Source organism: Streptomyces sp. CA-181903, from assembly GCF_050937075.1.
GTDB lineage: Bacteria > Actinomycetota > Actinomycetes > Streptomycetales > Streptomycetaceae > Streptomyces.
On the sequence record NZ_JBNJLY010000001.1, the window covers coordinates 7,170,104 to 7,190,144 of the forward strand.

The 20,041-nt window shown below is 74.7% G+C and carries 18 protein-coding genes and 2 pseudogenes; 7 read left to right on the top strand and 13 right to left on the bottom strand.

What is annotated here, in order from left to right; all coding sequences use genetic code 11:
- Nucleotides 1–113 precede the first annotated feature (113 nt).
- The 4 genes from ACQEVS_RS31810 to gvpO form a co-directional block, all read right to left on the bottom strand.
- Nucleotides 114–320: a gas vesicle protein GvpG gene (locus tag ACQEVS_RS31810; RefSeq protein WP_433028117.1), complete on the bottom strand. Its 207-nt coding sequence runs from the start codon at nucleotides 318–320 to the stop codon at nucleotides 114–116.
- Complete coding sequence (locus tag ACQEVS_RS31815; protein WP_433026629.1) at nucleotides 320–1,039, bottom strand: GvpL/GvpF family gas vesicle protein; 720 nt, start codon at nucleotides 1,037–1,039, stop codon at nucleotides 320–322. Before ACQEVS_RS31815 ends, ACQEVS_RS31810 begins: the two co-directional genes overlap by 1 nt.
- Nucleotides 1,036–1,452 carry a gas vesicle structural protein GvpA gene (locus ACQEVS_RS31820; RefSeq protein ID WP_433026632.1) on the bottom strand — a complete coding sequence of 139 codons (417 nt, stop codon included), beginning with the start codon at nucleotides 1,450–1,452 and terminating at the stop codon, nucleotides 1,036–1,038. Before ACQEVS_RS31820 ends, ACQEVS_RS31815 begins: the two co-directional genes overlap by 4 nt.
- Before the next feature lie 208 nt (nucleotides 1,453–1,660).
- Nucleotides 1,661–2,032, bottom strand: a complete 372-nt coding sequence (gene gvpO, locus ACQEVS_RS31825) for a gas vesicle protein GvpO (RefSeq protein WP_433026635.1) — start codon at nucleotides 2,030–2,032, stop codon at nucleotides 1,661–1,663.
- Nucleotides 2,033–2,264: 232 nt separating this feature from the next.
- On the opposite strand from gvpO, the gene ACQEVS_RS31830 reads away from it, so the two are divergent.
- Nucleotides 2,265–2,720 carry a VOC family protein gene (locus ACQEVS_RS31830; RefSeq protein WP_433026638.1) on the top strand — a complete coding sequence of 152 codons (456 nt, stop codon included), beginning with the start codon at nucleotides 2,265–2,267 and terminating at the stop codon, nucleotides 2,718–2,720.
- 16 nt (nucleotides 2,721–2,736) lie between these two features.
- On the opposite strand, the gene ACQEVS_RS31835 is transcribed toward ACQEVS_RS31830, so the two are convergent.
- Nucleotides 2,737–4,077, bottom strand: a complete 1,341-nt coding sequence (locus ACQEVS_RS31835; RefSeq protein WP_433026641.1) for a UDP-glucose dehydrogenase family protein — start codon at nucleotides 4,075–4,077, stop codon at nucleotides 2,737–2,739.
- 204 nt (nucleotides 4,078–4,281) lie between these two features.
- The gene (locus ACQEVS_RS31840; protein WP_433026644.1) at nucleotides 4,282–5,388 is read right to left on the bottom strand and encodes a PP2C family protein-serine/threonine phosphatase; all 1,107 of its coding nucleotides are present in this window, start codon (nucleotides 5,386–5,388) and stop codon (nucleotides 4,282–4,284) included.
- A 124-nt stretch (nucleotides 5,389–5,512) separates the two neighbouring features.
- Between ACQEVS_RS31840 and ACQEVS_RS31845 the strand changes: the two genes are divergently transcribed.
- The 3 genes from ACQEVS_RS31845 to ACQEVS_RS31855 all read left to right on the top strand — a co-directional run bounded on the left by ACQEVS_RS31845 (nucleotide 5,513) and on the right by ACQEVS_RS31855 (nucleotide 7,114).
- Nucleotides 5,513–6,310: a maleylpyruvate isomerase family mycothiol-dependent enzyme gene (locus tag ACQEVS_RS31845; RefSeq protein ID WP_433026647.1), complete on the top strand. Its 798-nt coding sequence runs from the start codon at nucleotides 5,513–5,515 to the stop codon at nucleotides 6,308–6,310.
- Nucleotides 6,307–6,435 carry a hypothetical protein gene (locus tag ACQEVS_RS31850; protein ID WP_433026650.1) on the top strand — a complete coding sequence of 43 codons (129 nt, stop codon included), beginning with the start codon at nucleotides 6,307–6,309 and terminating at the stop codon, nucleotides 6,433–6,435. Before ACQEVS_RS31845 ends, ACQEVS_RS31850 begins: the two co-directional genes overlap by 4 nt.
- 106 nt (nucleotides 6,436–6,541) lie before the next feature.
- Nucleotides 6,542–7,114 (top strand): signal protein, encoded by a 573-nt coding sequence (locus ACQEVS_RS31855; protein ID WP_433026653.1) that lies wholly within the window; start codon nucleotides 6,542–6,544, stop codon nucleotides 7,112–7,114.
- 35 nt (nucleotides 7,115–7,149) lie between these two features.
- Here ACQEVS_RS31855 and ACQEVS_RS31860 read toward each other — a convergent pair.
- Together ACQEVS_RS31860 and alaS are read right to left on the bottom strand one after the other, a co-directional pair.
- A pseudogene (locus tag ACQEVS_RS31860) lies at nucleotides 7,150–7,655 on the bottom strand (hypothetical protein).
- A gap of 143 nt (nucleotides 7,656–7,798) precedes the next feature.
- A complete protein-coding gene (alaS, locus tag ACQEVS_RS31865; protein WP_433028120.1) occupies nucleotides 7,799–10,453 on the bottom strand; it encodes an alanine--tRNA ligase in 2,655 nt (884 codons plus the stop codon).
- 210 nt (nucleotides 10,454–10,663) lie between these two features.
- Between alaS and ACQEVS_RS31870 the strand changes: the two are divergent.
- A pseudogene (locus ACQEVS_RS31870) lies at nucleotides 10,664–11,257 on the top strand (phosphatase PAP2 family protein); the annotation flags it as partial.
- Between the two features lie 351 nt (nucleotides 11,258–11,608).
- On the opposite strand, the gene ACQEVS_RS31875 reads toward ACQEVS_RS31870, so the two are convergent.
- The 3 genes from ACQEVS_RS31875 to ACQEVS_RS31885 all read right to left on the bottom strand — a co-directional run bounded on the left by ACQEVS_RS31875 (nucleotide 11,609) and on the right by ACQEVS_RS31885 (nucleotide 14,868).
- Entirely contained in the window at nucleotides 11,609–12,322 is a 714-nt protein-coding gene (locus tag ACQEVS_RS31875) for a response regulator (RefSeq protein WP_433026656.1), read from the bottom strand.
- A gap of 7 nt (nucleotides 12,323–12,329) precedes the next feature.
- Entirely contained in the window at nucleotides 12,330–13,745 is a 1,416-nt protein-coding gene (locus tag ACQEVS_RS31880) for a sensor histidine kinase (RefSeq protein WP_433026659.1), read from the bottom strand.
- A gap of 187 nt (nucleotides 13,746–13,932) precedes the next feature.
- Nucleotides 13,933–14,868: an NADP-dependent oxidoreductase gene (locus ACQEVS_RS31885; protein ID WP_433026662.1), complete on the bottom strand. Its 936-nt coding sequence runs from the start codon at nucleotides 14,866–14,868 to the stop codon at nucleotides 13,933–13,935.
- A 117-nt stretch (nucleotides 14,869–14,985) separates the two neighbouring features.
- Here ACQEVS_RS31885 and ACQEVS_RS31890 point away from each other — a divergent pair, with 117 nt between their 5' ends.
- Nucleotides 14,986–15,390, top strand: coding sequence for a winged helix-turn-helix transcriptional regulator (locus ACQEVS_RS31890; RefSeq protein WP_433026665.1), 405 nt, complete (start codon nucleotides 14,986–14,988; stop codon nucleotides 15,388–15,390).
- A gap of 85 nt (nucleotides 15,391–15,475) precedes the next feature.
- Here the strand turns inward: ACQEVS_RS31890 and ACQEVS_RS31895 are convergent, their stop codons facing one another.
- Nucleotides 15,476–15,949 carry a VOC family protein gene (locus ACQEVS_RS31895; protein ID WP_433026668.1) on the bottom strand — a complete coding sequence of 158 codons (474 nt, stop codon included), beginning with the start codon at nucleotides 15,947–15,949 and terminating at the stop codon, nucleotides 15,476–15,478.
- 139 nt (nucleotides 15,950–16,088) lie between these two features.
- Nucleotides 16,089–17,864 (bottom strand): protein-arginine deiminase family protein, encoded by a 1,776-nt coding sequence (locus tag ACQEVS_RS31900; RefSeq protein WP_433026671.1) that lies wholly within the window; start codon nucleotides 17,862–17,864, stop codon nucleotides 16,089–16,091.
- 577 nt (nucleotides 17,865–18,441) lie between these two features.
- Between ACQEVS_RS31900 and ACQEVS_RS31905 the strand changes: the two genes are divergently transcribed.
- Complete coding sequence (locus tag ACQEVS_RS31905; protein ID WP_433026674.1) at nucleotides 18,442–19,929, top strand: amino acid permease; 1,488 nt, start codon at nucleotides 18,442–18,444, stop codon at nucleotides 19,927–19,929.
- Nucleotides 19,930–20,041: the final 112 nt, after the last annotated feature.

A 20,041-nucleotide genomic window follows, 5' to 3' on the forward strand; every position in this document is an offset into this window, starting at 1 on the left:
TCTCGGGGCTCCTCTGCGTCGTCGTCGGCCCTGCGGGTCGTGCGCTGTGCGCCGTCGTCCGCTCCGCGCCGTCGGCGTGGCGGGGCGTCGTCCGGACGGCCCGCGCCGGAGGGTCAGCCCGGCGGCGCGGGCGAGCGCCGCCGGGCCTCCTCCAGTCGGTCCAGCAGGGCGTCCTCCAGCCGGTCGAACTCTTCCTCGTCCAGCTGCCCGGCCTCCAACTCCTGTTCCAGCGAGCGGAGTTCGCCCTGAATGACGGCCGGGTCGTAGTACAGCCGCTCGGCCTCGGCGAGGACGCGGCGGAGGACCCAGCCGACGAACATCACGAGTCGACGAAGCTGTACGGCGGCAGCGGGCCGTTCACCTTCAGGTCCAGCTGGGGGTGGGCCCGGCGCAGCCGGTCGGCGGTGGTCAGCAGCCGCTCGGCGGACGACTCCGGCACCAGGAGCGAGAGGTTGAGGAACCAGCCGCCGCTCTCCGGCCCCGGCCGGCACCCCTCGGCCAGCGGCTCCAGCGTGTCGCGCACCAGGTCGGCGTCCCACGCCTCCCGGGAGCGGACCGCCTCGGCCACCTGCTCCCCGAACCGCAGCCGGTCCTCGTACGTGCCGCCGCCGGCCTTCCGGTTGGCTTCGGCGAGGGCCCGCAGCTCGGCGTTCTCGGCGAGGACGAGGTGCAGCACCACGTCCTCGTGGTGCACAACCTTGACGTTGTACTCGACGCGGCCGGTCAGCTGCTCCAGCTTCGACCGGTAGTGCTCGGCGTGCTCCGTCAGTACCCGGTGCACGTCGTCGTCGCTCTCGCAGACGCTGCCGAACCGCATGGGCAGGACGGAGGACTTGCGGCCGGCCTCGGACAGGACCTGCTGGTGGGCCAGCAGGTCGCGGCGCTTGGGCCGCAGTTCCTCGGGACAGTCGCTGACCACCGCCGCCAGCCCGGCTTCCGTCACCAGGCGCACGGGGCGCGGTGGCTGGCCGATGCCGGTGAGTCCTTCGGGCAGTTGCGCGCGCTCACCGCTGGTGATGCCGTAGACGTAGGTGCTCACTCGCTCTCCTCCTTCTTGCTCCGCGAGGAGCTCCGGCGGGTCCCGCTCGACTCGCCTTCCCCGCGCGCCTGCTGGAAGGCGTCGGTGATGGACTGGGCGGCGCCGGAGAGCACGCCCTTGCTCTTGCCGCGGGCGCCGCTCTCGGTGACCTCGCCCACCAGGTCCGGCAGCCCGGCGCTCCGGTGCGGGCCGGCCTCCAGGTCGAGGCGGTTACAGGCTTCGGCGAACCGCAGGTACGTGTCCACGCTGGCGACGACGACACGTACGTCGATCTTCAGGATCTCGATGCCGACCAGGGAGACGCGGACGAACGCGTCGATGACCAGGCCGCGGTCGAGTACGAGCTCCAGGACGTCGTACAGACCGCTGGTGCCACCGGCACCCCCGGACTGCTGCGCCGGGACAACACTCATGTCGGGAACTTCCTCTCGTGGCCGACGGGCCGGCGGCTGCGGGCGGTCCCGCGCGCCGGCGGACGGCGTCCGTCGGGAGTGGGTACGGCGGTGTCCGTCGTGGACGGCGTCCGTCGCGGACCGCTTCCCTCGCGGACGTTGTCCGTCGTGGACGGTTTCCCTCGGGGACGCTGTCCGTTGCGGACGTTTCCAGCGCGGACGGTGTGCGTCAGGAATCGGTCCTGCCGCGTTCGTAGCGCCGCGCGCGGCGGTAACCGGTGAGGTTGCCCTCGGGGTCGAGGGTCACCAGGTAGAGCCCCATCACGCTCATCGTCTCGGGGACGCGGGGGATCTCCTCCACCTCGATCTCCACCGTCCAGCCGTCGGGGGTCCGTTCGAAGCCGGACACTCCCTCGGGCCGCAGCCCCGCCAGTTCGGTGAGCTGCTCGCGGGCCGCCCGCAGGATCCGGGTCACCGGCACGGCGCCGGAACCGCCGTCTTCTTTGTGGTCTTGCCTGTCGTCTTTCCTGGCGTCTGTGGTGGCTTTGTTGTCTTTCTCGTCTTTGTCGTCTTTGCCGTCGGACTGGGACTTGGCTGTCATGTGGGGGCCTCTGGGTCGTCTTCAAGGACCTCGTCAGTGCGCGTACCGCGTGAAGCCATGGCCAAACCCCCTTGGGTGTGCCGGTCGTTGTCCGGTCGTTGTACGGCCGTCGTCCGTTCGGGGGCGACGGGACGGAAGCGGGTCGTAGTCCGTCCGCCCTCGGCCGCAGGCCGTAGTCGTGAGGGTCCCGGGACGGAAGAGACGGAAGTGACGCGTGTGTGACAGTGTCGCCATGACACACACCTGGCCCGAACATCTGGCCGTGGGCGCCGTGCGGTTCGCCCGGCCCACGGCCCGCTACGACGACGTGCTGGCCTTCTACGCGGACGACCTCGGCCTCCCGGTCCTCGCCCGGTGGCGCGACCACGACGGCTACGACGGCGTCGTCCTCGGACTGCCCGGCACCCCCGTGCACATGGAGATCACCCAGCACGGCACACCGCCCCGCATCCCCGCGCCGCACCCGGAGAACCAGCTGGTGCTGTACCTGCGCGGCCCCGAGGCCCGGGACGCGGCCGTGCGCCGGCTGGAGGAACGGGGCCACCGGCCGGTGGCGCCGGCCAACCCGTACTGGGACCGGCACGGCGCGGTGCTGTTCGAGGACCCGGACGGGTGGCTGGTCGTGCTGGCGCCCTGGGTGTTCGGCAGCGACCCGCAGCCCGGCGACGCGCGGACGGACGGCGCCTGACGGCCGGGAACCCTGCTCAGGCCCCGGTGATGCCTGCGGACCCCGCCGGATCCGGAACCCCGGCCGCCGGGCGGTTGCCGATGCCCCGGTAGCGCAACGGCAGCCGGGCCAACTGCCAGGGCCGCAGGCAGTTCTTGCCGTCCACCACGACCCGCGGGCGGGCGAGCCGCGCCCCGAGGTCCGTCCAGTCGGCCTCGACGACCTCCGGCCACTCGGTCAGGATGACGGCGGCGTGCGCGTCCCGGACGGCCGTCCGCAGGTCCGCGACGGGCTCCGCGCCGGGGAAGAGGGCCGCCAGCCCGTCCCGGCCGAGCGCCGGGTCCCAGACCCGCACCCGCGCGGTTTCCCTGATCAACGCGGGGACCAGCGACAGGCTGGGCGCCGCCCGCATGTCGTCGCTCCACGGCTCGTAGCGGGCGCCGAGCACGGCGATCACCGACCGGCGGAAGTCCTGGCCCAGTTCACGGCGGAGGATCTCGCGGACGACGCCGGGCTGGGTGGCGTTCACCTCGATGACCGCGTTCAGCAGCGGGGTGCGCACACCCAGCCCGTCGGCCCAACGGGCCAGCGCCAGCGTGTCCTTGGGCAGGCAGGAGTCGCCGAAGCCCAGCCCCGGCTGGAGGAACGCGTGCCCGATGCGCGGGTCGTAGCCCACCGCCTGCATCACGTCGTCCACGTCGAAGCCCGGCGCGGAGCACAGCCGCGCGATCTCGTTGGCGAAGCTGATCTTCGCGGCGAGGAAGGTGTTGCTCGCGTACTTGGCCATCTCCGCGCTGGCCGGGGTGGTCACCACCCAGGGGCAGATGACCCCGTCGTACAGGCTGCGGAGCAGCGGGAGCACGCGGCGCGACCAGACGCCGACGACCAGCCGCGAGGGCGCCGTCCAGTCCTCCATGGCACTGCCCTGGTTGAGGAACTCGGGATTGCTGGCGAAGCGGTCCCGCAGGTCCGGCCGGGCCGCGAGCAGCCGGTCGCTGGTGCCCGGCGGCACCGTCGACTTCAGCACCACGCACGTCGGCGGGGACAGCGCGGCCGCCTCGTCGACGGCGGCGGTCACCTGCCGGAGATCGGCCGTCCCGTCCGGCGCGGGCGGCGTGCCCACCGTGATCAGCACGGCGTCGAACGGCTGCTCGGCGTGGGCCGGCGACAGCGCGCCGGCGAAGGAGAGCCGGCCGGAGGCGAGCGCGAGGGAGAGCTGGTCCTGCAACCCCGGCTCGACGACCGGCGCCCGGCCCAGCGACAGGGCCTCCAGCCGGCCCCGGTCCTGCTCGATCCCGGTGACGAGATGCCCGGCCTGGGCGAGCGCCACCGCCCCGGTCACCCCGACGTACCCCTGTCCCACGACGGCTATGCGCATGACGACTCCCCGGTGCCGGATGGTGGTGGTGCCCCCGAAGAGCTGGGCGGCACGACGCCGCCCCGCCGCTCCAGCGTGCGGGCTCCGGCGGCCGGGGGCGAACGGATGTGGCGAACGGGTGACAAGGGGCGGGCGCCGGCCGCCTTCCTTGGGGCCGGGCCGGCCTTCGCGGGCCCGGCCCCCGGGCGCGGTCGCCTCGCGGGCTCAGCCGGTGCGTGCGACGGCGATCAGGGCCACGTCGTCGTCCAGCGCCCCGCCCGCGTGTACCAGCAGATCCGCGTGGACGCGGTCCACCAGCCGTCGCGGATCGCCCTCCCGCCAGGCCGCCACCCGCTCGGCGAGCGGGTAGAAGCGGCCCTCGGCGTCCCGCGCCTCCACCGCGCCGTCGGTGTAGAGCAGGAGCACGTCGCCGGGGCCGTACCCGAAGGACTCGGCCGCGTAGTCGTCCTCCGACACGTCCCCGCCCAGGCCCAGCGGGAGCGCCGGGTCCCGGACGGTCAGCGGGACGGCCCGGCCCCCGCGCAGCAGCAGCGGCGGCGGATGGCCGCAGCTGATGACCCGGACGACGGGTTCGGCGTCGGGGATCTCCAGGATCGCGGCGGTCACGAAGGTCTCGGACGCGGTCCCGCCGTCCGCCGGCTCCACGGTGTCCCAGTAGACGGTGTTCTGCAGGTGGGCGACGAGCCGGGGGAGCGGCGGGTCGCGGTGCGCGACGGCACGGAAGGCGCCGAGCAGCAGGGCGGCGTCCCCGACCGCGTCCAGCCCCTTGCCCCGTACGTCCCCGATCAGCACCCGCGTCCCCTCCCGGCTGCGGACGGCGGCGTACAGATCCCCGCCGATCTTCGCCTCGGCGGCGGCCGCCCCGTACACCGCGGCCATCCGCAGCGGCCCGCTGCGCGCCGGCAGCGGCCGGAGCAGTACCGACTGGGCGACGTCGGCCACCAGCCGGACCTGCGCCAGCTCCCGTTCGTGCCGCTCGTGCGCGTACCGGAAGACCACCACGACGGCGGAGATCAGCAGCAGGCCGATGATCTGCGCCTCGTGGTTGAAGGTCGTCAGCCCGCCGTGGAAGATCCCGATCACCACCTGCGCGGCGACGGCCAGGGCCCCGACCGCGCCGGTGACCAGCGGCCCGGCGAAGGCGGCCGTGATCGCCGGGGCGACCACCAGCAGCGGGCCGAGGTGGACGTCCGGACCGGACAGCAGGTCCATCACCACGATGACGGCGATGAGCCCCAGCGGCACGGCCAGCAGTGTGTGCCGGCGGTGCCGGGCCGGCCCGGCACCGGACGGTCCGTGCGAGCGGCGCATGTCTCCTGCTTACACTCCCCGGCGCCCGGGCGCCCGCCGTGCGGGGGCGTACGGTGCCGGGCCCCGCCCGAGGGCGGGGGGAAACGGATGCCGCCGCGCCGTCCCGCCTCACTATCGTGCACGCATGAGCGTCCTGACCTTCGACCGCCACCGCGCCGAAATCACCGGGCAGGCCAGGCGGTTGCTCTCCCACGTCGAGGGGGTCCCGCCGGCGGCGCCCGTCCCGTCGTGCCCCGGCTGGACCCTCGCCCACCTCCTCCGGCATGTCACCGGCGCCCTGACCTGGGCCGGGACGGTCGTCGTGAGCCGGGCGACGGAGCCCGTACCCCACGACATCGTCGACGACGTCGAGCCCCGCCCCGGAGACGACCGGTCCACGCTGACCACCGGGCTCTCCCGGGCCGCCGAGCGGCTGGCGGAGGCACTGGGCGAGGCGGGCCCCGACACGGCCGTGTGGTCCCCGGGCCCCCTCGCGACCACGGGCTTCTGGGCCCGCCGGATGGCCCACGAGACGGCCGTGCACCGGGCGGACGCGGCCTTGGCGGCCGGCGTCCGCTACACCCTCGACGACGCGGTGGCCCTCGACGCGCTGGACGAGTGGACCGGTTTCGCGGCGCTCCCGGAGGCGTACGGGCCCCGGTCCGGCGCCCCGGACCTGCTCGGCCCCGGCCGGACCCTCCGCTTCGAGGTCACCGGCACGGCGGCGGACCCGCTGGGGGAGTGGCTGATCGACCTCACCGGCGACGCCCCCGTCCGGCGCCGCGCCGCGGAACGGGCCGCGGCCACCGTGCGCGGCACGCCGGGCGACCTCCTGCTGGCCGTCTACCGCCGGCCCGTCCCGGAGGGAGCCGTCGAAGTCGTCGGCGACGCGGCCCTGCTTGACCTGTGGCGCACCCGCGCCGGATTCTGGCTGGAGGAATGAGCACAGTGCCGCTGTGCGGAAGGATCCCGTCCGTCCGGGACGTCCTGGTGACGGGCGGGGCCGGCGGCGACTTCGGCCGGCTGACGGGCCGTCCGGTGGAGGAGCGCGTCCGGTACGGGGCGTGAGCCACGGTGCGGACGGGCGTTCCTCGACGCGGCGGAGCCGCGGAGGCGGCGGGTGGCGCCCGACGGGATGAGCAGGCCGACCGATGGGCTCTCGTATTATTCGCACATGCGATTGATACGTTCCACCGCTTTGCTCCTCGGCGTCGGCGCACTGCTGTCCACCGCCGCGTGCTCCTCGTCCTCCGGGGACGGGAAGGGCGACGGCGCGCCGGCCGAACTGGCCGCCGCGGACCTGCAGAACCGCTGGTGGGACTGGACGGAGGCGGACCCGCAGGGCGCCAACCCGATCGACGACCGGGACGGGCGGCTCTGCGGCAAGAACCAGGCGACCGACGTCTGGTTCCTGGCGGGCACCCACGGCGGCCCGGCCAAGCGCTCCTGCCGAGTGCCCACGGACGTCCCGATCGCGTTCCCGCTTGTGAACCAGATCGCTTCCAAGAGCGGTTGCGACGCCTTCCTGGCCACCGCGAAGGGCACCGCCACCCTCGACGGCAAGGCCCTGGAACCGGAGCGCCTCACGGGCACCCCGGTGAAGGGGAGGGGCCCCGGCTCCCTCTCCTGCGGCCTCTGGATCCGGACCGGACCCCTGTCGCCCGGCACCCACACCCTCCACTTCGAGGGCTCCGCGGGCTCCTTCTCCACTGCCGTCGACTACCGCCTGGAGGCCGCGGCCCGCTGACGAACGGTCGGACCGTCCTACGGTCGCCCGGGCCGTCACTCCACGAGCGAGGCGCGCAGCCGGTCGACGGCCCGCAGGATCTCGTCGCGGTTCTTCCCCGCTTGATCCAGGCGGGCAGCCGGCCGATGTACGTCATCTTCCGGTGGTGCTCGTACCACGGGGGCCGCTCGCGCAGCGTCGCGCCCACGAACCGCCGGAGCAGGTCGAGCTGTTCGAGGTTGTACGCCCACAGCGGGCCGTGCCGGGTCTCCGTCCGCAGCCACAGGGGCAGCCGGAAGTACGGGTCCGTGGTCTCGCACCACCGGTAGACGGTCTCGCCTTCATACCGGCGTGCCAGACCGCAGGCACGGCAGACCAGTCGCCGCTCCGGCAGCCCGGGGGACCGCGACGCGCGGGGCTCCGCGTCGTCGGGGAGCTCCGGGGCCGGGATGACGCGGGCGCCCCTGTCGCACCGGGGGCAGCGCACGAGGACCAGGCAGGCGAACCCGTACTTGGTGGACTGAGGGTCCCGGAACCGGGGCGGCGGGAGCGGCGGAGACATGCGCTCAGTATCGGGGGCGGGCGCCCCGGGTCCCGGCTCGGGCCCCTGGCCCGGGAGTGCCCGGCGGTGCTGAGGGCCGGCTCCCGGCCGGCGCCGCGGAGGCCGGCCCGTGGCCCATCCGTCCGGCCCGGACGCGCCCCGGTTCAGCCGCCGGCCGCCACCAGCCCCGGCAGATCCTCCAGCACCTCCGCGATCCGCCGTGCCGGCAGCCCGCCGCCCTGGGCCAGGTCCGGGGAGCCGCCGCCGCGCCCGGCGAGGAGGCGCTTGACGAGGTCGGAGGCCGAGTGACCCGCGTCCCGGGCGGCGCGGTTGACGGCCACGACGACGATCCCGCCGCCGCCCGCCGTACCGCCGACCGCGACCACGGCGGGCCGGTTCGCGGCCAGCCGGTCCCGGACGGCGACGGCCAGGGACCGGGCCGCGTCCGCGCCGCCGTCGGCGGTGGCCGTCACCACGGCCGTCCCCTCGACGTCCACGGTGGTGCCCGCCAGCCCGGCGGCGCGGGCGGCCGTCGCCTCGTCGCGCAGCCGCTGGTTCTCCCGCTCGGTGGCCTTCATCCGGTCCAGCAACGCGGCGATCCGCTCCGGCAGTTCGGCGCGCGGCGCCTGGAGCTGCTCGGCGATCCGGCCCACCAGATCCCGCTCCCGGGCCAGGTGGTCGAACGCCTCGATGCCCACCGCCGCCTCCAGCCGGCGCATGCCCGCGCCGACCGAGGACTCCGAGGTCAGCGAGAGGACGCCGACCTGCGCCGACCGCTCCACATGCGTACCGCCGCACAGCTCCCGCGACCACGCCCCGCCGATCTCGACGACGCGCACCCGCTCCCCGTACGTCTCGTCGAACAGGGCGAGCGCGCCCAGCTCCTTGGCCTCCGGCAGGGTCATCCAGCGGACGTCCACGGGCAGATCGCGGCGGAGCGCCCGGTTGGCGGCCTCCTCGACGTCCCCGCGCACGGCGGGGCCGAGCGCGCCGCGCCACGGGAAGTCCAGCCGCAGGTAGCCGGGGCGGTTGTACGAACCGGACTGCAGCGCCGTCGGGCCCAAGACCTGCCGCAGCGCGGCGTGCAGCACATGGGTGCCCGAGTGGGCCTGACGGGCGCCGAGCCGCCACTCGGGGTCCACCGCCGCGCGCACGGCCTCGCCCGGCGTCAACTCACCGGCGGTGACCCGCACTTGGTGCACCACCAGCCCCGGCAGGGGCCGCTGTACGTCGAGGACGTCGGCCTCCACCGACGCCCCGGACAGCCGGCCCGCGTCGCTGTCCTGGCCGCCGGACTCGGCGTAGAACGGCGTCCGGTCCAGGACGGCGGTCACCACGTCACCGGTGCGCGCCACCGGCACCGGGCCGGACGGGCCGAGGAGGGCGAGGACGCGCGCGTCGGTCTCCAGGGTCTCCCACGCCCGCCAGTCCGTCGGCCCGTGCTCGGCCAGGACCGCACGCAGCGCGGCCGTGTCGGCGGCACCGGACTTGCGGGCCCGGGCGTCGGCGCGGGCCCGTTCCCGCTGGGCGTTCATCAGTGCGGTGAAGCCCTCGCGGTCGACCTCCACACCCTGCTCGGCGGCCATCTCCAGCGTCAGGTCGATCGGGAACCCGTAGGTGTCGTGCAGCAGGAACGCCTGACGGCCCGGCAGCGACCGGCCGCCCGCCGCCTTCACCTCGGCGACCGCCGTGTCCAGGACGGTCGTCCCCTGCTTGAGGGTGTCCCGGAAGGTGTCCTCCTCGCCGTACGCCTGGTCCGCGATGCGCGCGAACCCGTCGGCCACCTCGGGATAGCCGACGGCCATGAGGTCCCGGGCCACCGGCAGGAGCTCCGGCAGCGCCCGGTCCTGGTGGCCGAGCTGCCGCATGGAGCGGACCGCGCGGCGCAGGATCCGGCGCAGTACGTAGCCGCGGCCCTCGTTGCCGGGCGCCGTGCCGTCGGCGAGCAGCATCAGCGCCGTGCGGACGTGGTCGGCGACGACGCGCAGCCGGACGTCCGCCTCGGCGTCGGCGCCGTAGCGGACGCCCGCCAGCTCGGCGGCGCGGTCCAGGACCGGGCGGGTCTCGTCCGTCTCGTAGAGGTTGTCGACGCCCTGGAGCAGGGTCGCCATGCGCTCCAGACCCATGCCGGTGTCGATGTTGCGGCGGGGCAGCTCGCCGACGATCGGGTAACCGGACTTGCCGGGGCCCTCGCCCCGCTCGTACTGCATGAAGACGAGGTTCCAGAACTCCATGTACCGGTCCTCGTCCACCGCCGGGCCGCCCTCGGGGCCCAGCGCCGGACCCCGGTCGTAATACAGCTCGGAGCAGGGCCCGCAGGGGCCGGGGACGCCCATGGACCAGAAGTTGTCCTCGTCGCCCCGGGCCACGATCCGCTCGTCGGGCAGGCCCGCCACCCGGCGCCAGATGCCCCGCGCCTCGCCGTCCGAGTGGTGCACCGTCACCCAGATCCGCGCCGGGTCGAGACCGAAGCCGCCGTCCGCGACGGGCGCGGTCGACAGCTCCCAGGCGAAGCCGATGGCCTCCTCCTTGAAGTAGTCGCCGAAGGAGAAGTTCCCGTTCATCTGGAAGAAGGAGCCGTGCCGGGTGGTGCGGCCCACCTCCTCGATGTCGAGTGTGCGCACACACTTCTGCACGCTCGTCGCCCGCTGCCAGGGGGCGGGCGATTCACCGGTCAGATACGGCTTGAAGGGCACCATGCCCGCGTTGACGAAGAGGAGCGTCGGGTCGGGGGTGGGGAGCGGGGCGCTCGGGACGACGGTGTGGCCGCGCGCGGCGAAGAAGTCCAGGAAACGGGTACGGATGTCGGCGGTACGCACGGTCTCGCTCACGGGTCCCTTCGTCGTGCCGGCCTCGGCGGAGCTGCGGTGATCTTGCTGTTCGTTCATCGTAGGTGCACATGATGTGCATCAGGGGGACGCGGACCGGTCTTCCGGGACCGTTCCGGGTCCACCCCTGACGAAGGTCATGGGTCCACCCCGACCTTCGGGCCGGGTGCCCGCCGCCCGGGCTCCCTAACGTCCGGCGGTATGGAACGCACCACACGACACCACCGCCCCGGCGGCACCGCCCGGCCATTCGGCGCCCTCGCCGTCCTGGCCGCCGCGGCCGGGGCCCTGACCTGGGCCGCGCCCGGCGGACCCGGACCGGACGGCCGGACCGAGGTCACCGGCGGGCCCTCCGCCTCCCTCTACCGGTCCGTCGCCGGCGCGGCGGGGGACGCGCCCGGAGCGGTGGGCACCCTGCTCTCCCTCGCCACCGAAGGAACCCTGGTCGTCCTGGGACTGCTCCTGCTGTGGACGGGCTGGACCGCCCTGCGCCGCCGCGACGTCCCGGCGCTCGCCGCCGTCCTGCTCGCCGGCGCGGCCACGGTCGCCGCCTACGCGGTCAGCGAGCTGCTGAAGGAGGCCGTCGACGAGGAGCGCCCGTGCCGGGCCCTGCGCGGCGTCGGCACCGTCGACGCCTGCCCGCCGCCCGGCGACTGGTCCTTCCCCAGCAACCACTCCACGCTCGCCGCGGCACTGGCCGTGGGCGTCGCCGCGGCCCGGCCGCGGCTCGCCGCCGTGGCGCTGCCGGTGGGCGCCCTCGCCGCCGCGCTGCGGGTGGCCGTCGGTGCGCACTATCCGCACGACGTCCTGGCGGGAGCGGTACTGGGCGCGGCGGTCGCGGCCGCGGCCCACCTCGCGCTGCGGCCCCTCGCCGTCCGGCTGCTCTGCCGGCCGGGGGTGCCGGGGTCGCGGTTGTGGCTGCCCGTCCCGGCGCCCGAACAGCCGGATGGGGAACGGGACTTCTCCGGGTTCCGGACGCGGCATCCCGACGGAGGACCCGGAGGGCCGCGCTTCACCGGCTCCGGGCCGCGTCATCCCGTCCCGAGGACGCGGCACACCGGCCCGGAACCGGAGCGTCCGGGCGCCGGACCACAGGGCTCCGGCTCCGGGCCGGGATTCCGTGACCCCGAGCCGCGGCGCACCGGCTCAGACCCGGGATCCCCCCAGCCCGCCCCGCGACTCCCCGTCCACGACGCTCATCCCCGCCTCATGGGCGACGACGGCCGCGGCCGCCCGGTTGTCCACCCCCAGCCGGGCCAGGATGGAGCTGACATGCGCCTTGACGGTGCCTTCCACCACGCGCAGCCGCCGGGCGATCTGCCCGTTGGACAGCCCGGCACCCAGGTGGGCCAGCACGTCCCGTTCCCGGGCGGTCAGGGCGGCCACCCGTTCCCGGGCGGCGGCGCGCCGGCCGGCGGCGGCCCCGGCGCCGCCGCCGGCGAGATGGGCGACCACCCGGGCGGCCACCTTCGGTGACAGATAGGCGGCGCCCTCGGCCACCGCGCGCACCCCCGCGATCAGTTCCTCGGGCGGACCGGACTTGACCAGGAAGCCGGTGGCGCCGCCGGACAGCGCCCGCAGGATGTAGTCGTCCTCGCCGAACGTCGTCAGCATCACGACCCCGGTGCCGGGCACGGCCTCGCGGATCAGGGCGGCCGCCTCGATGCCGCCCGTGCCGGGCATCCGGATGTCGAGGACGGCCACGTCGGGGCGGTGCCGGCGGACCAGCTCCACCGCCTCGCGCCCGTCCGCCGCCTCGGCGACGACGTCGAGCCCGGGGTCGGTGGAGAGGACGGCCCGGACTCCGTAACGGATCATCGGTTCGTCATCGGCGATCAGTACACGGATGGTTTCGTTCATCCCGCGCTCACCCCCGGAGCACCGCGAAGGTCGCCAGCCGGCCGTCGCGGAAGCAGAGTTGGTACGAGTCGCCCGAGGCGTCCACGAAACGGTCGGCCGTCACCGCGTAGTACTCGCACTCGATCCCCGGTCCCTTGGGCTCGGCCGCCCGTGGCCGGTAGGGCAGCTGACGCTTCGGCAGCAGCGCCGCCACATCGGAACGATTCTGTCCCACGCGCAACGCCGCGTAGGCGCCGGGGTCGAGCACCGAGTCCGTGACCGTCAGCGAGCTCCACGCCGTCAGGCCGCCGCCCAGCACGACCAGGGCCAGCACCGGCACGGTGACCGCGGCGGCCAGGGTGCGGCCCGCCCGGCGGCGGGCCCGCCGGTGCTCCGGAGGCAGCGGGGCCGGCGCCGGAGGCTCCGCCGCCGGCTGCGGCGGCGCCGCGTGCGGCAGCCGGGCCGACACGGAGAATCCGCCCGCGCCGTCCGGGCCGTGGCGGAGTTCGCCACCCGTCAGCCGGACCCGCTCGTCCAGCCCGATGAGCCCCCGGCCCCCGGCGGAAAGTCCCTCCGGGGCCGCCGCCGGCGCGGTGTTCCGCACCGACACCACCGTCTCGCCCGGCCCGTGCGTCACCCGCACCTCCGCCGCCGCGCCCGGCGCGTGCTTCACCACGTTCGTCAGCGCCTCCTGGACGACCCGGTGTGCCGCCCGCACGACCGGGCCCGGCACTGCGTCCTCCCGCCCCTCGACCCGTGCGGTCACCGCGAGCCCCGAGGCGGCGGCGTTCGCCACCAGCCGCTCGACGCCGTAGTCCGCGGGCCCGGTGGGGGCCGGGTCCGCGTCCTCCCGCAGGATGCCGATGACCTCGCCCAGCCGCTCCACGGCGGCCGCCGCCCGGGCCCGGACGTCCTCGGCCGCCGTCCGGTGCGCCTCCGCCAGGCCGGGCGGCAGCTTCAGCGCCCCCGCCGACAGGGCGACGAGACTGAGGTCGTGGCCCAGCGCGTCGTGCATGTCCTGCGCGATCCGGGCCCGTTCCCGCAGCCGGGCCTGCTCGGCGACCAGCCGCCGCTCGCGCGCCAGTTGCTCCGCCCGCGACCAGCCCGCCCGGGCCAGCTCCTGATACTGGCGCCACACACGCCCCGCGAACCACGGCAGCAGCGCCGCTCCCACCACCAGCGTGACGAACACGCTCCCCAGCGGGAACAGGGCCGGTACCGCCAGCACCGCCACGGCCCCCGCCGCCACCAGCCCGCCGAGCGCGGCGGCCATCGGCCACGTCCGCCCCGAACGGTGCCCCGCCAGAAAGGCGCCTACCGCGCCCGGCAGCGCCCACCACAAGGAGTCGACCCCCATCCCGGCCGCCAGCACGGCGGCCGGAGCGAGCACCGTTCCCGGGTCGCGGAGCAGCGGGGGCTTGTCGATCGTCGTCGTTCCGTACACCCGACGCACCGTACGCGGCGCGTGGAGCACGCCGGAACTGCCGAAAGTCGCATGGACAGGCGCGCTTGGGGAGGCTGTGGGGGTGGACAGGGCGGGGGCGGGCCGGCCGCGCCGTCGGGCCCGGAGCCGGCGAGTGGCGCCCTCACTCCGCCGGGTACCGCGTCGGCAGCGGCAAGGGGACCACCCGTCAGGGCGTCAGGACCAGTCGTCCGCGCAGCCCGCCCTCGGCCAGCCGGTGATGGGCCCGCGCCGCCTCGGCGAGCGGGAGGACGCCGGCGACGCGGGGGGTGAGCCGGCCGGTGTCGGCGAGGGCGGACAGCCGGGCGAGGCCGGTGGCGTCGGCCGCGACCCACAGCTCGGTGACGGTGATGCCGCGCAGCGGGGTCGGCGCCGCGCCGCCGACGACGGACACGAAGGCGCCGCGGTTGCGGACCGCCCCCAGGGCGGCCATGCCGAGCACGGCGGCGTCGAGGACGGCGTCCGCGCCGCCGGGGACGAGGTCGCGGACCGCCTCCGCCGGGTCGGCCGAGCGCGGGACGAACCACTCGGCGCCCACCGAGCGGACGAACGCCTCGTCCTCCTCCCCGGCGGAGGCCACCACGCGCAGCCCGCGCCCGGCCGCCAGTTCCACGGCGTAGCCGCCCACCGCGCCGGCCGCCCCGGTGACCAGCAGGGTGGCCCCCGCCGCCAGACCGAGGGCGTCCAGGGCCTGGTCGGCCGTCAGGCCGTTCAGCGGCAGGGTGGCCGCCTCGGCGGCCGAGAGGCGGGCGGGGGCCGGCGCGACGGCGGCCGCGTCCAGGACGACCTGGTCGGCGTAGGTGCCGAGCGGGAGGTCGAGCCGGTCCCGCAGGCCGATCACCCGGTCGCCCGGAGCGAACTCCGTGACGTCCGGGCCGACTTCGTCCACGCGCCCGGCGACGTCCCATCCGATGCCGGTGACCTCTCGCGGTGCCACCAGCCCCGCCGCCGCCAGGGTCCCGGCGCGGGTCAGCGCGTCCACCGGGTTGACCGCGGCGGCCTCGACCCGCACCCGCACCTGCCTGGCACCCGGCCGCGGCACCGGCACCTCGACCAGCTCCAGGGCCTCCGGTCCACCCGCCGTCCGTACGACGATCGCCCGCATCCTCGAACACCTTCCGTTCCGTTCTCGCGTTCGACTGAACGGTCACGACCCTAGGGAGAGTTACTCTCTCTGAGGAAGAAGGCACTTCACAGTGGCCACCGCACCCGAAGGAGAGCCATGGGGACCACGACCAAGACCACGGACGCGGCCGCCGATGCGCGGGCCGCGTACGACGCCTACCTGGCCGAGTGCCCAGCCCGGCAGCTGCTGGACCGCATCGGGGACAAGTGGGTCAGCCTGGTCGTCAACGCGCTCGCCGAAGGCCCGCAGCGCTACTCCGACCTCGCCCGCCGCCTGGTGAGCGTCAGTCAGAAGATGCTGACGCAGACCCTGCGGAACCTCGAACGGGACGGCCTGCTCACCCGGACGGTCACCCCGGCGGTGCCGGTCCGGGTCGACTACGCCCTGACGCCGCTCGGCGAGACCCTGGTGCCGCTGATGCGGGCCATCAAAGCGTGGGCCGAGAGCAACATGGACGACGTCCTGGCGGCGCGCGCCCGTTTCGACGGGACGGCGGACTGACGCGGGGGCACGCCGGCCGGGATCGGGACCGGCGGGGCCGTCCGCTTCGCGGCCGTGCGGGGAGAGGGGCGGACGGCCGGGCGGGTCACCCCTCCCCGGCCGCCGCCTCCAGCTTCGCCACGTCGATCTTCGTCATCTCCAGCATCGCCCGCATCACCCGGCTCGCCCGCTCGGCGTCCGCATCGCTCAGCAGGTCGGTCAGCCGGCGCGGAATGATCTGCCAGGAGAGGCCGTAACGGTCCTTCAGCCAGCCGCACGGCCCTTCCTCGCCACCCTCGGCCAGCTTGGCCCACAGCTCGTCGACCTCCTCCTGCGAGGTGCAGTCGACGTAGAGGGAGACGGCCTCGTTGAAGGTGAAGCGCGGGCCGCCGTTCAGGGCGATGAACTGCTGTCCGGCCAGTTCGAAGGTCACCGTCATCACCGAACCGGGCTCCCCGGGTCCCGCCTCGCCGTAGCGCTGGACGTGCACGATCCGGGAGTCGTCGAAGACGGACGTGTAGTGCGCGGCCGCCTCCTCCGCCTGGTCGTCGAACCACAGGAACGACGTGATCTTCTGCATGGCGCTCTCCTGACCGCTTCGCGAACACGGTGTTCTCCGGGCACATCGGTCATGGCCCGGCGCTACTCTGCCGTGCGCCCCAGGGCGCCCACAATGCGTACGTCACCCGAACGGCCGCGCGGCCCGGCCTGACGGTGCGTCAGGGAACCTGCCGAAGCGCGTTGGTGGCGCAGTGCACCTCGCCGCCGCCGAGGTGCGCCCAGGAGAAGTCCTCCACCCAGTGCACCCGTACGCCCTGAGCGCGCAGCCGCCGTTCGGCCTCGTCCCGGAACAGGTCCCGGCCGCCGACCCGGGGGCCGTGCGGGGCCGGCGGGGCGAAGTCCCGCGCGGTGAGGGAGAGTCCGTTGGCCAGGGCAGGGGAGAAGGCGAGGTGGCGGCGCGCCCCGCCGCCCGCGTCCTCCTTGGCGTACAGCACGGGCAGCGGCACCAGTTCGTCCCGGCGCAGCCCGGTGGCGCGCAGCAGCACCGACAGCTGTCCGTCGATCCGCCGCGCGGCGTCCGCGTTGTCGCCGGTCCGCCGCTCGTGGTCGAGCACCTGGTCGACGGTCGGCTTGCTCCGGGCGTCCGTGCCGGCGAACAGCCGCTGTCCGCCCTCCCCGGCGCGGTGCGCGCGGCGCAGCAGGTCCAGCGCCAGCCGGGGGTCGGAGTAGGCGAGCGTCCAGCCGCGCGCGTTGTCGGACCGGACGACGTGGACGGTCTCGTCGACGTGGCCGACCAGCAGCCAGGACGTGTCGAGGGTCAGCGGCTCCTGTGCCCCCTGGGACCGCAGCATGGTCACGAACGACGGGTCGGGGTGGCGCTCGGGGGTGCTGCCGTAGAGGATCCGGCCCTGCGGATGGCCGGGGTATGGCGGCAGGGACTCGATGTTGCCGGTGAAGTTCAGCAGCTCGTCCACGCCCGCGTCGCGCCGGGTGGTGTACTGCTGGACGATTCCCACGCCGGGCCCGCGCAGGTCGCGGTAGAGCAGCCGGCCGGCCCGGCGGAGGCTCGCGGCGCGGCCGTCGGGGGACGTCCAGTGGTTGGGGGAGCGCAGCAGGATCCGCATGGTCCTGCGGCCCTCGGGGGTTCGTTTGGTGACGTAGCCGGGCTCGGCGACGTCCTGCCGCCACACGTCCCGCCACCACTCGGCGGTCCCGGGCTGGAAGTTCAGGGCGCCGGCGGGCAGGCCCGAGTCCCGGGCGGCCTTGCGGAGCGAGCCGGCGAAGGCGTCCCAGCCGCCCGGGCGCCGGCTGGAGACCGGCACCTCGGCGGGCTGACCGGTGCCGGGCCCGGGGGCGGCGGCGAAGACGTGCCGGGCCGGCTGGAGGTCGTGCTGAAGGAGGACGGGCACCACGCGCAGCCGGACCGTCGTGTCGCGGGTGGCGCCCCGGTCGGTGACCGACAGGGTGACGTCGACGCGGCCGTCCCAGCGGGCCCGGTCCCGGACGACGTCGCGGCCCTCGACGGCCAGCCGGACGCCGCGCCGCAGCTCGTCGGCCCGGAGCGGGCCGCCGGCGCCCAGCGAGACGTACCGTCCGCCGCGCTCGACGAAGATCCGGGCGTAGCGGGCCTGCGCGGCCGGGACGGACACCCGGGCGCGCGCCCCGGCGCCCGCGGCCGTCGGCGGCACCCGCAGCGGGGTGAGGTCCTCCAGGTCGGCCGCGCCGTTCACGACCTCGTCGGCGGCGTCGTTGCAGCCGGCGAGGCGCTCGTCGACGGCCACGTCCAGCCGGTCCAGGTCGCCGGGGCGCAGGGTGCAGCGGCGGGCGTCGTCGTCGAGGTTCGGCAGCAGCTCGGTGCCCTCGGGCGCCAGCAGCCGGGGCGGGGCGGCGGCGGGCGCGGCCTGGGCGCCGGCGGCGGGGACGAGGGCGGCGAGCACCGCCGCGCAGGCCAGCGGGGAGACGAGGGACACCCTCGTGACGGGTCGGTGTGTCATGGACGACACTCTTCCGGCGAGGGATCGGCCCGGCATCGTCCGGCGGGGCGATCGGCCGCTGCATCCTTCGGACCGCTCCCGGCAGGAATCCGTCCTCTTCCCGGAGGAGGCCGGGAAAACGACGGCGGAAGCGCCTTACCGCCGGAAACGTTGCGCAGTGTAGTCGAACGTCTCTCGCGCCCTGCTCGTGACCTGCGATCTTGCTGTTCGCGGGTTACTTAGCGTGAGTTTTCAAAAATGTCAATTCTCCGCAAACTCTTGACGGCACCTTCACGCGCCTCACACCATTCCCGCATGGACTCGTCAGACATCCAGGAGATCGCCACGGCGTACCCGCGCCGGCAGCACGGCGTCCTCCGACATCGCCCCGCGGGGCGACGGCACCCCTCGGGGCGCTGACGTCCGACGTCCGGCGGGAGGAGTCCACCCCCACTTCCGTATGTCCCGGACTCCCTGCATCCCATCCCGCTCACACCTTCCGCATCACCAGGACCGGCGTCGCCAGCCGGAGCCCGGGCGGTGTCCCCTGCCGGGACGCCCTCCGGTCCTGCCCCCACGAACGAAGGCGAAGACATACATGAGCGACCGCACTCTCACTGCGGCCGGCACGCCCACCGGTGTGTCCGCCCCGGTCACGACGTCCGCGCACGTGGACGCCGGTGACGCGGGCTACAGCAAGGACCTCAAGTCCCGCCACATCAACATGATCGCGATCGGCGGGGCCATCGGCACCGGCCTCTTCCTGGGCGCCGGCGGCCGGCTCGCGAACGCGGGACCCTCCCTGTTCATCGCGTACGCGATCTGCGGCGTCTTCGCCTTCTTCGTCGTCCGGGCCCTCGGCGAGCTCGTCCTCTACCGCCCGTCCTCCGGTGCGTTCGTCTCGTACGCCCGCGAGTTCATGGGGGAGAAGGGCGCCTTCGCCGCCGGCTGGCTGTACTTCCTCAACTGGGCCACCACCGGCATCGCCGACATCACGGCCGTCGCCACGTACACCCATTACTGGCACCTGTTCAGCGACATCCCGCAGTGGGTGCTCGCGCTGATCGCCCTCGCGGTCGTCCTCACCGTGAACCTCATCTCCGTGAAGTACTTCGGCGAGATGGAGTTCTGGTTCGCGATCATCAAGGTCGGCGCCCTCGTCGTCTTCATGGCCATCGGCATCTTCCTGCTCGCCAGTCAGCACGAGGTCGGCGGGCACACGCCCGGCCTGTCCAACATGCTCGGCCACGGCGGCCTCTTCCCGTCCGGCCTGATGCCAATGCTGCTGGTCATCCAGGGCGTCGTCTTCGCCTACGCCTCGGTCGAACTGTGCGGCGTCGCCGCGGGCGAGACCAAGAACCCCGAGAAGATCATGCCCAAGGCGATCAACTCGATCATGTGGCGTGTCGGCCTGTTCTACGTCGGCTCGGTCGTGCTCCTCACGCTGCTGCTGCCGTACAACGCCTTCACCGGCGGCGAGAGCCCGTTCGTCACCGTGCTGTCCAAGATCGGCGTGCCGTACGCGGCCGGCGTGATGAACCTGGTGGTCCTCACCGCCGCGCTGTCCAGCCTCAACTCCGGCCTCTACTCCACCGGCCGCATCCTCCGCTCGATGGCCATGTCGGGCTCCGCCCCGAAGTTCACCGGCCGCATGAACAAGGGGCAGGTCCCCTACGGCGGCATCCTGCTCACCGCGTTCTTCTGCGTCCTCGGCGTCGGACTGAACTTCGTCGTCCCGGACAACGCCTTCGAGATCGTGCTGAACTTCGCCGCGATCGGCATCATCGGCACCTGGGGCATGATCATGCTCTGCTCGCTGCTGTTCTGGCGGCGCGCCAAGGCGGGCCTGGTCTCCCGCCCCGCCTACCGGCTGCCCTGGGCGCCCTACACCCAGATCGTCACGCTGGTCTTCCTGGCCGGTGTCCTGGGCCTGATGGCGGCCGACAAGGGCGCCAGCCGCGACACCATCTTCTGCCTGCCGCTGATCGCGGCGGCCCTGGTCGGCGGCTGGTTCCTGGTCCGCGGCCGGGTCGCCCGGACCAAGCGCGAGGCGGAGCTCCGCGAGGCGGCGACGCCGAAGGCGTAGCGCCGACGGAACGACACCACCGGGCCGCGTCCCCTTCCGGGGCGCGGCCCGGTCGCGTTCCCGGCCGCGCACGGTGGCGGGACGTCGACGGGGAGCGGCGGTGGCTGTGAGC

Coding starts and splice junctions, on each gene's coding strand:
- ACQEVS_RS31810 (WP_433028117.1), bottom strand. CDS start 320: ATGTTCGTCGGCTGGGTCCTCCGCCGCGTCCTCGCCGAGGCCGAGCGG.
- ACQEVS_RS31820 (WP_433026632.1), bottom strand. CDS start 1,452: ATGAGTGTTGTCCCGGCGCAGCAGTCCGGGGGTGCCGGTGGCACCAGC.
- gvpO (WP_433026635.1), bottom strand. CDS start 2,032: ATGACAGCCAAGTCCCAGTCCGACGGCAAAGACGACAAAGACGAGAAA.
- ACQEVS_RS31830 (WP_433026638.1), top strand. CDS start 2,265: ATGACACACACCTGGCCCGAACATCTGGCCGTGGGCGCCGTGCGGTTC.
- ACQEVS_RS31835 (WP_433026641.1), bottom strand. CDS start 4,077: ATGCGCATAGCCGTCGTGGGACAGGGGTACGTCGGGGTGACCGGGGCG.
- ACQEVS_RS31840 (WP_433026644.1), bottom strand. CDS start 5,388: ATGCGCCGCTCGCACGGACCGTCCGGTGCCGGGCCGGCCCGGCACCGC.
- ACQEVS_RS31845 (WP_433026647.1), top strand. CDS start 5,513: ATGAGCGTCCTGACCTTCGACCGCCACCGCGCCGAAATCACCGGGCAG.
- ACQEVS_RS31850 (WP_433026650.1), top strand. CDS start 6,307: ATGAGCACAGTGCCGCTGTGCGGAAGGATCCCGTCCGTCCGGGACGTC.
- ACQEVS_RS31855 (WP_433026653.1), top strand. CDS start 6,542: ATGCGATTGATACGTTCCACCGCTTTGCTCCTCGGCGTCGGCGCACTG.
- ACQEVS_RS31875 (WP_433026656.1), bottom strand. CDS start 12,322: ATGAACGAAACCATCCGTGTACTGATCGCCGATGACGAACCGATGATC.
- ACQEVS_RS31885 (WP_433026662.1), bottom strand. CDS start 14,868: ATGCGGGCGATCGTCGTACGGACGGCGGGTGGACCGGAGGCCCTGGAG.
- ACQEVS_RS31890 (WP_433026665.1), top strand. CDS start 14,986: ATGGGGACCACGACCAAGACCACGGACGCGGCCGCCGATGCGCGGGCC.
- ACQEVS_RS31895 (WP_433026668.1), bottom strand. CDS start 15,949: ATGCAGAAGATCACGTCGTTCCTGTGGTTCGACGACCAGGCGGAGGAG.
- ACQEVS_RS31900 (WP_433026671.1), bottom strand. CDS start 17,864: ATGACACACCGACCCGTCACGAGGGTGTCCCTCGTCTCCCCGCTGGCC.
- ACQEVS_RS31905 (WP_433026674.1), top strand. CDS start 18,442: ATGAGCGACCGCACTCTCACTGCGGCCGGCACGCCCACCGGTGTGTCC.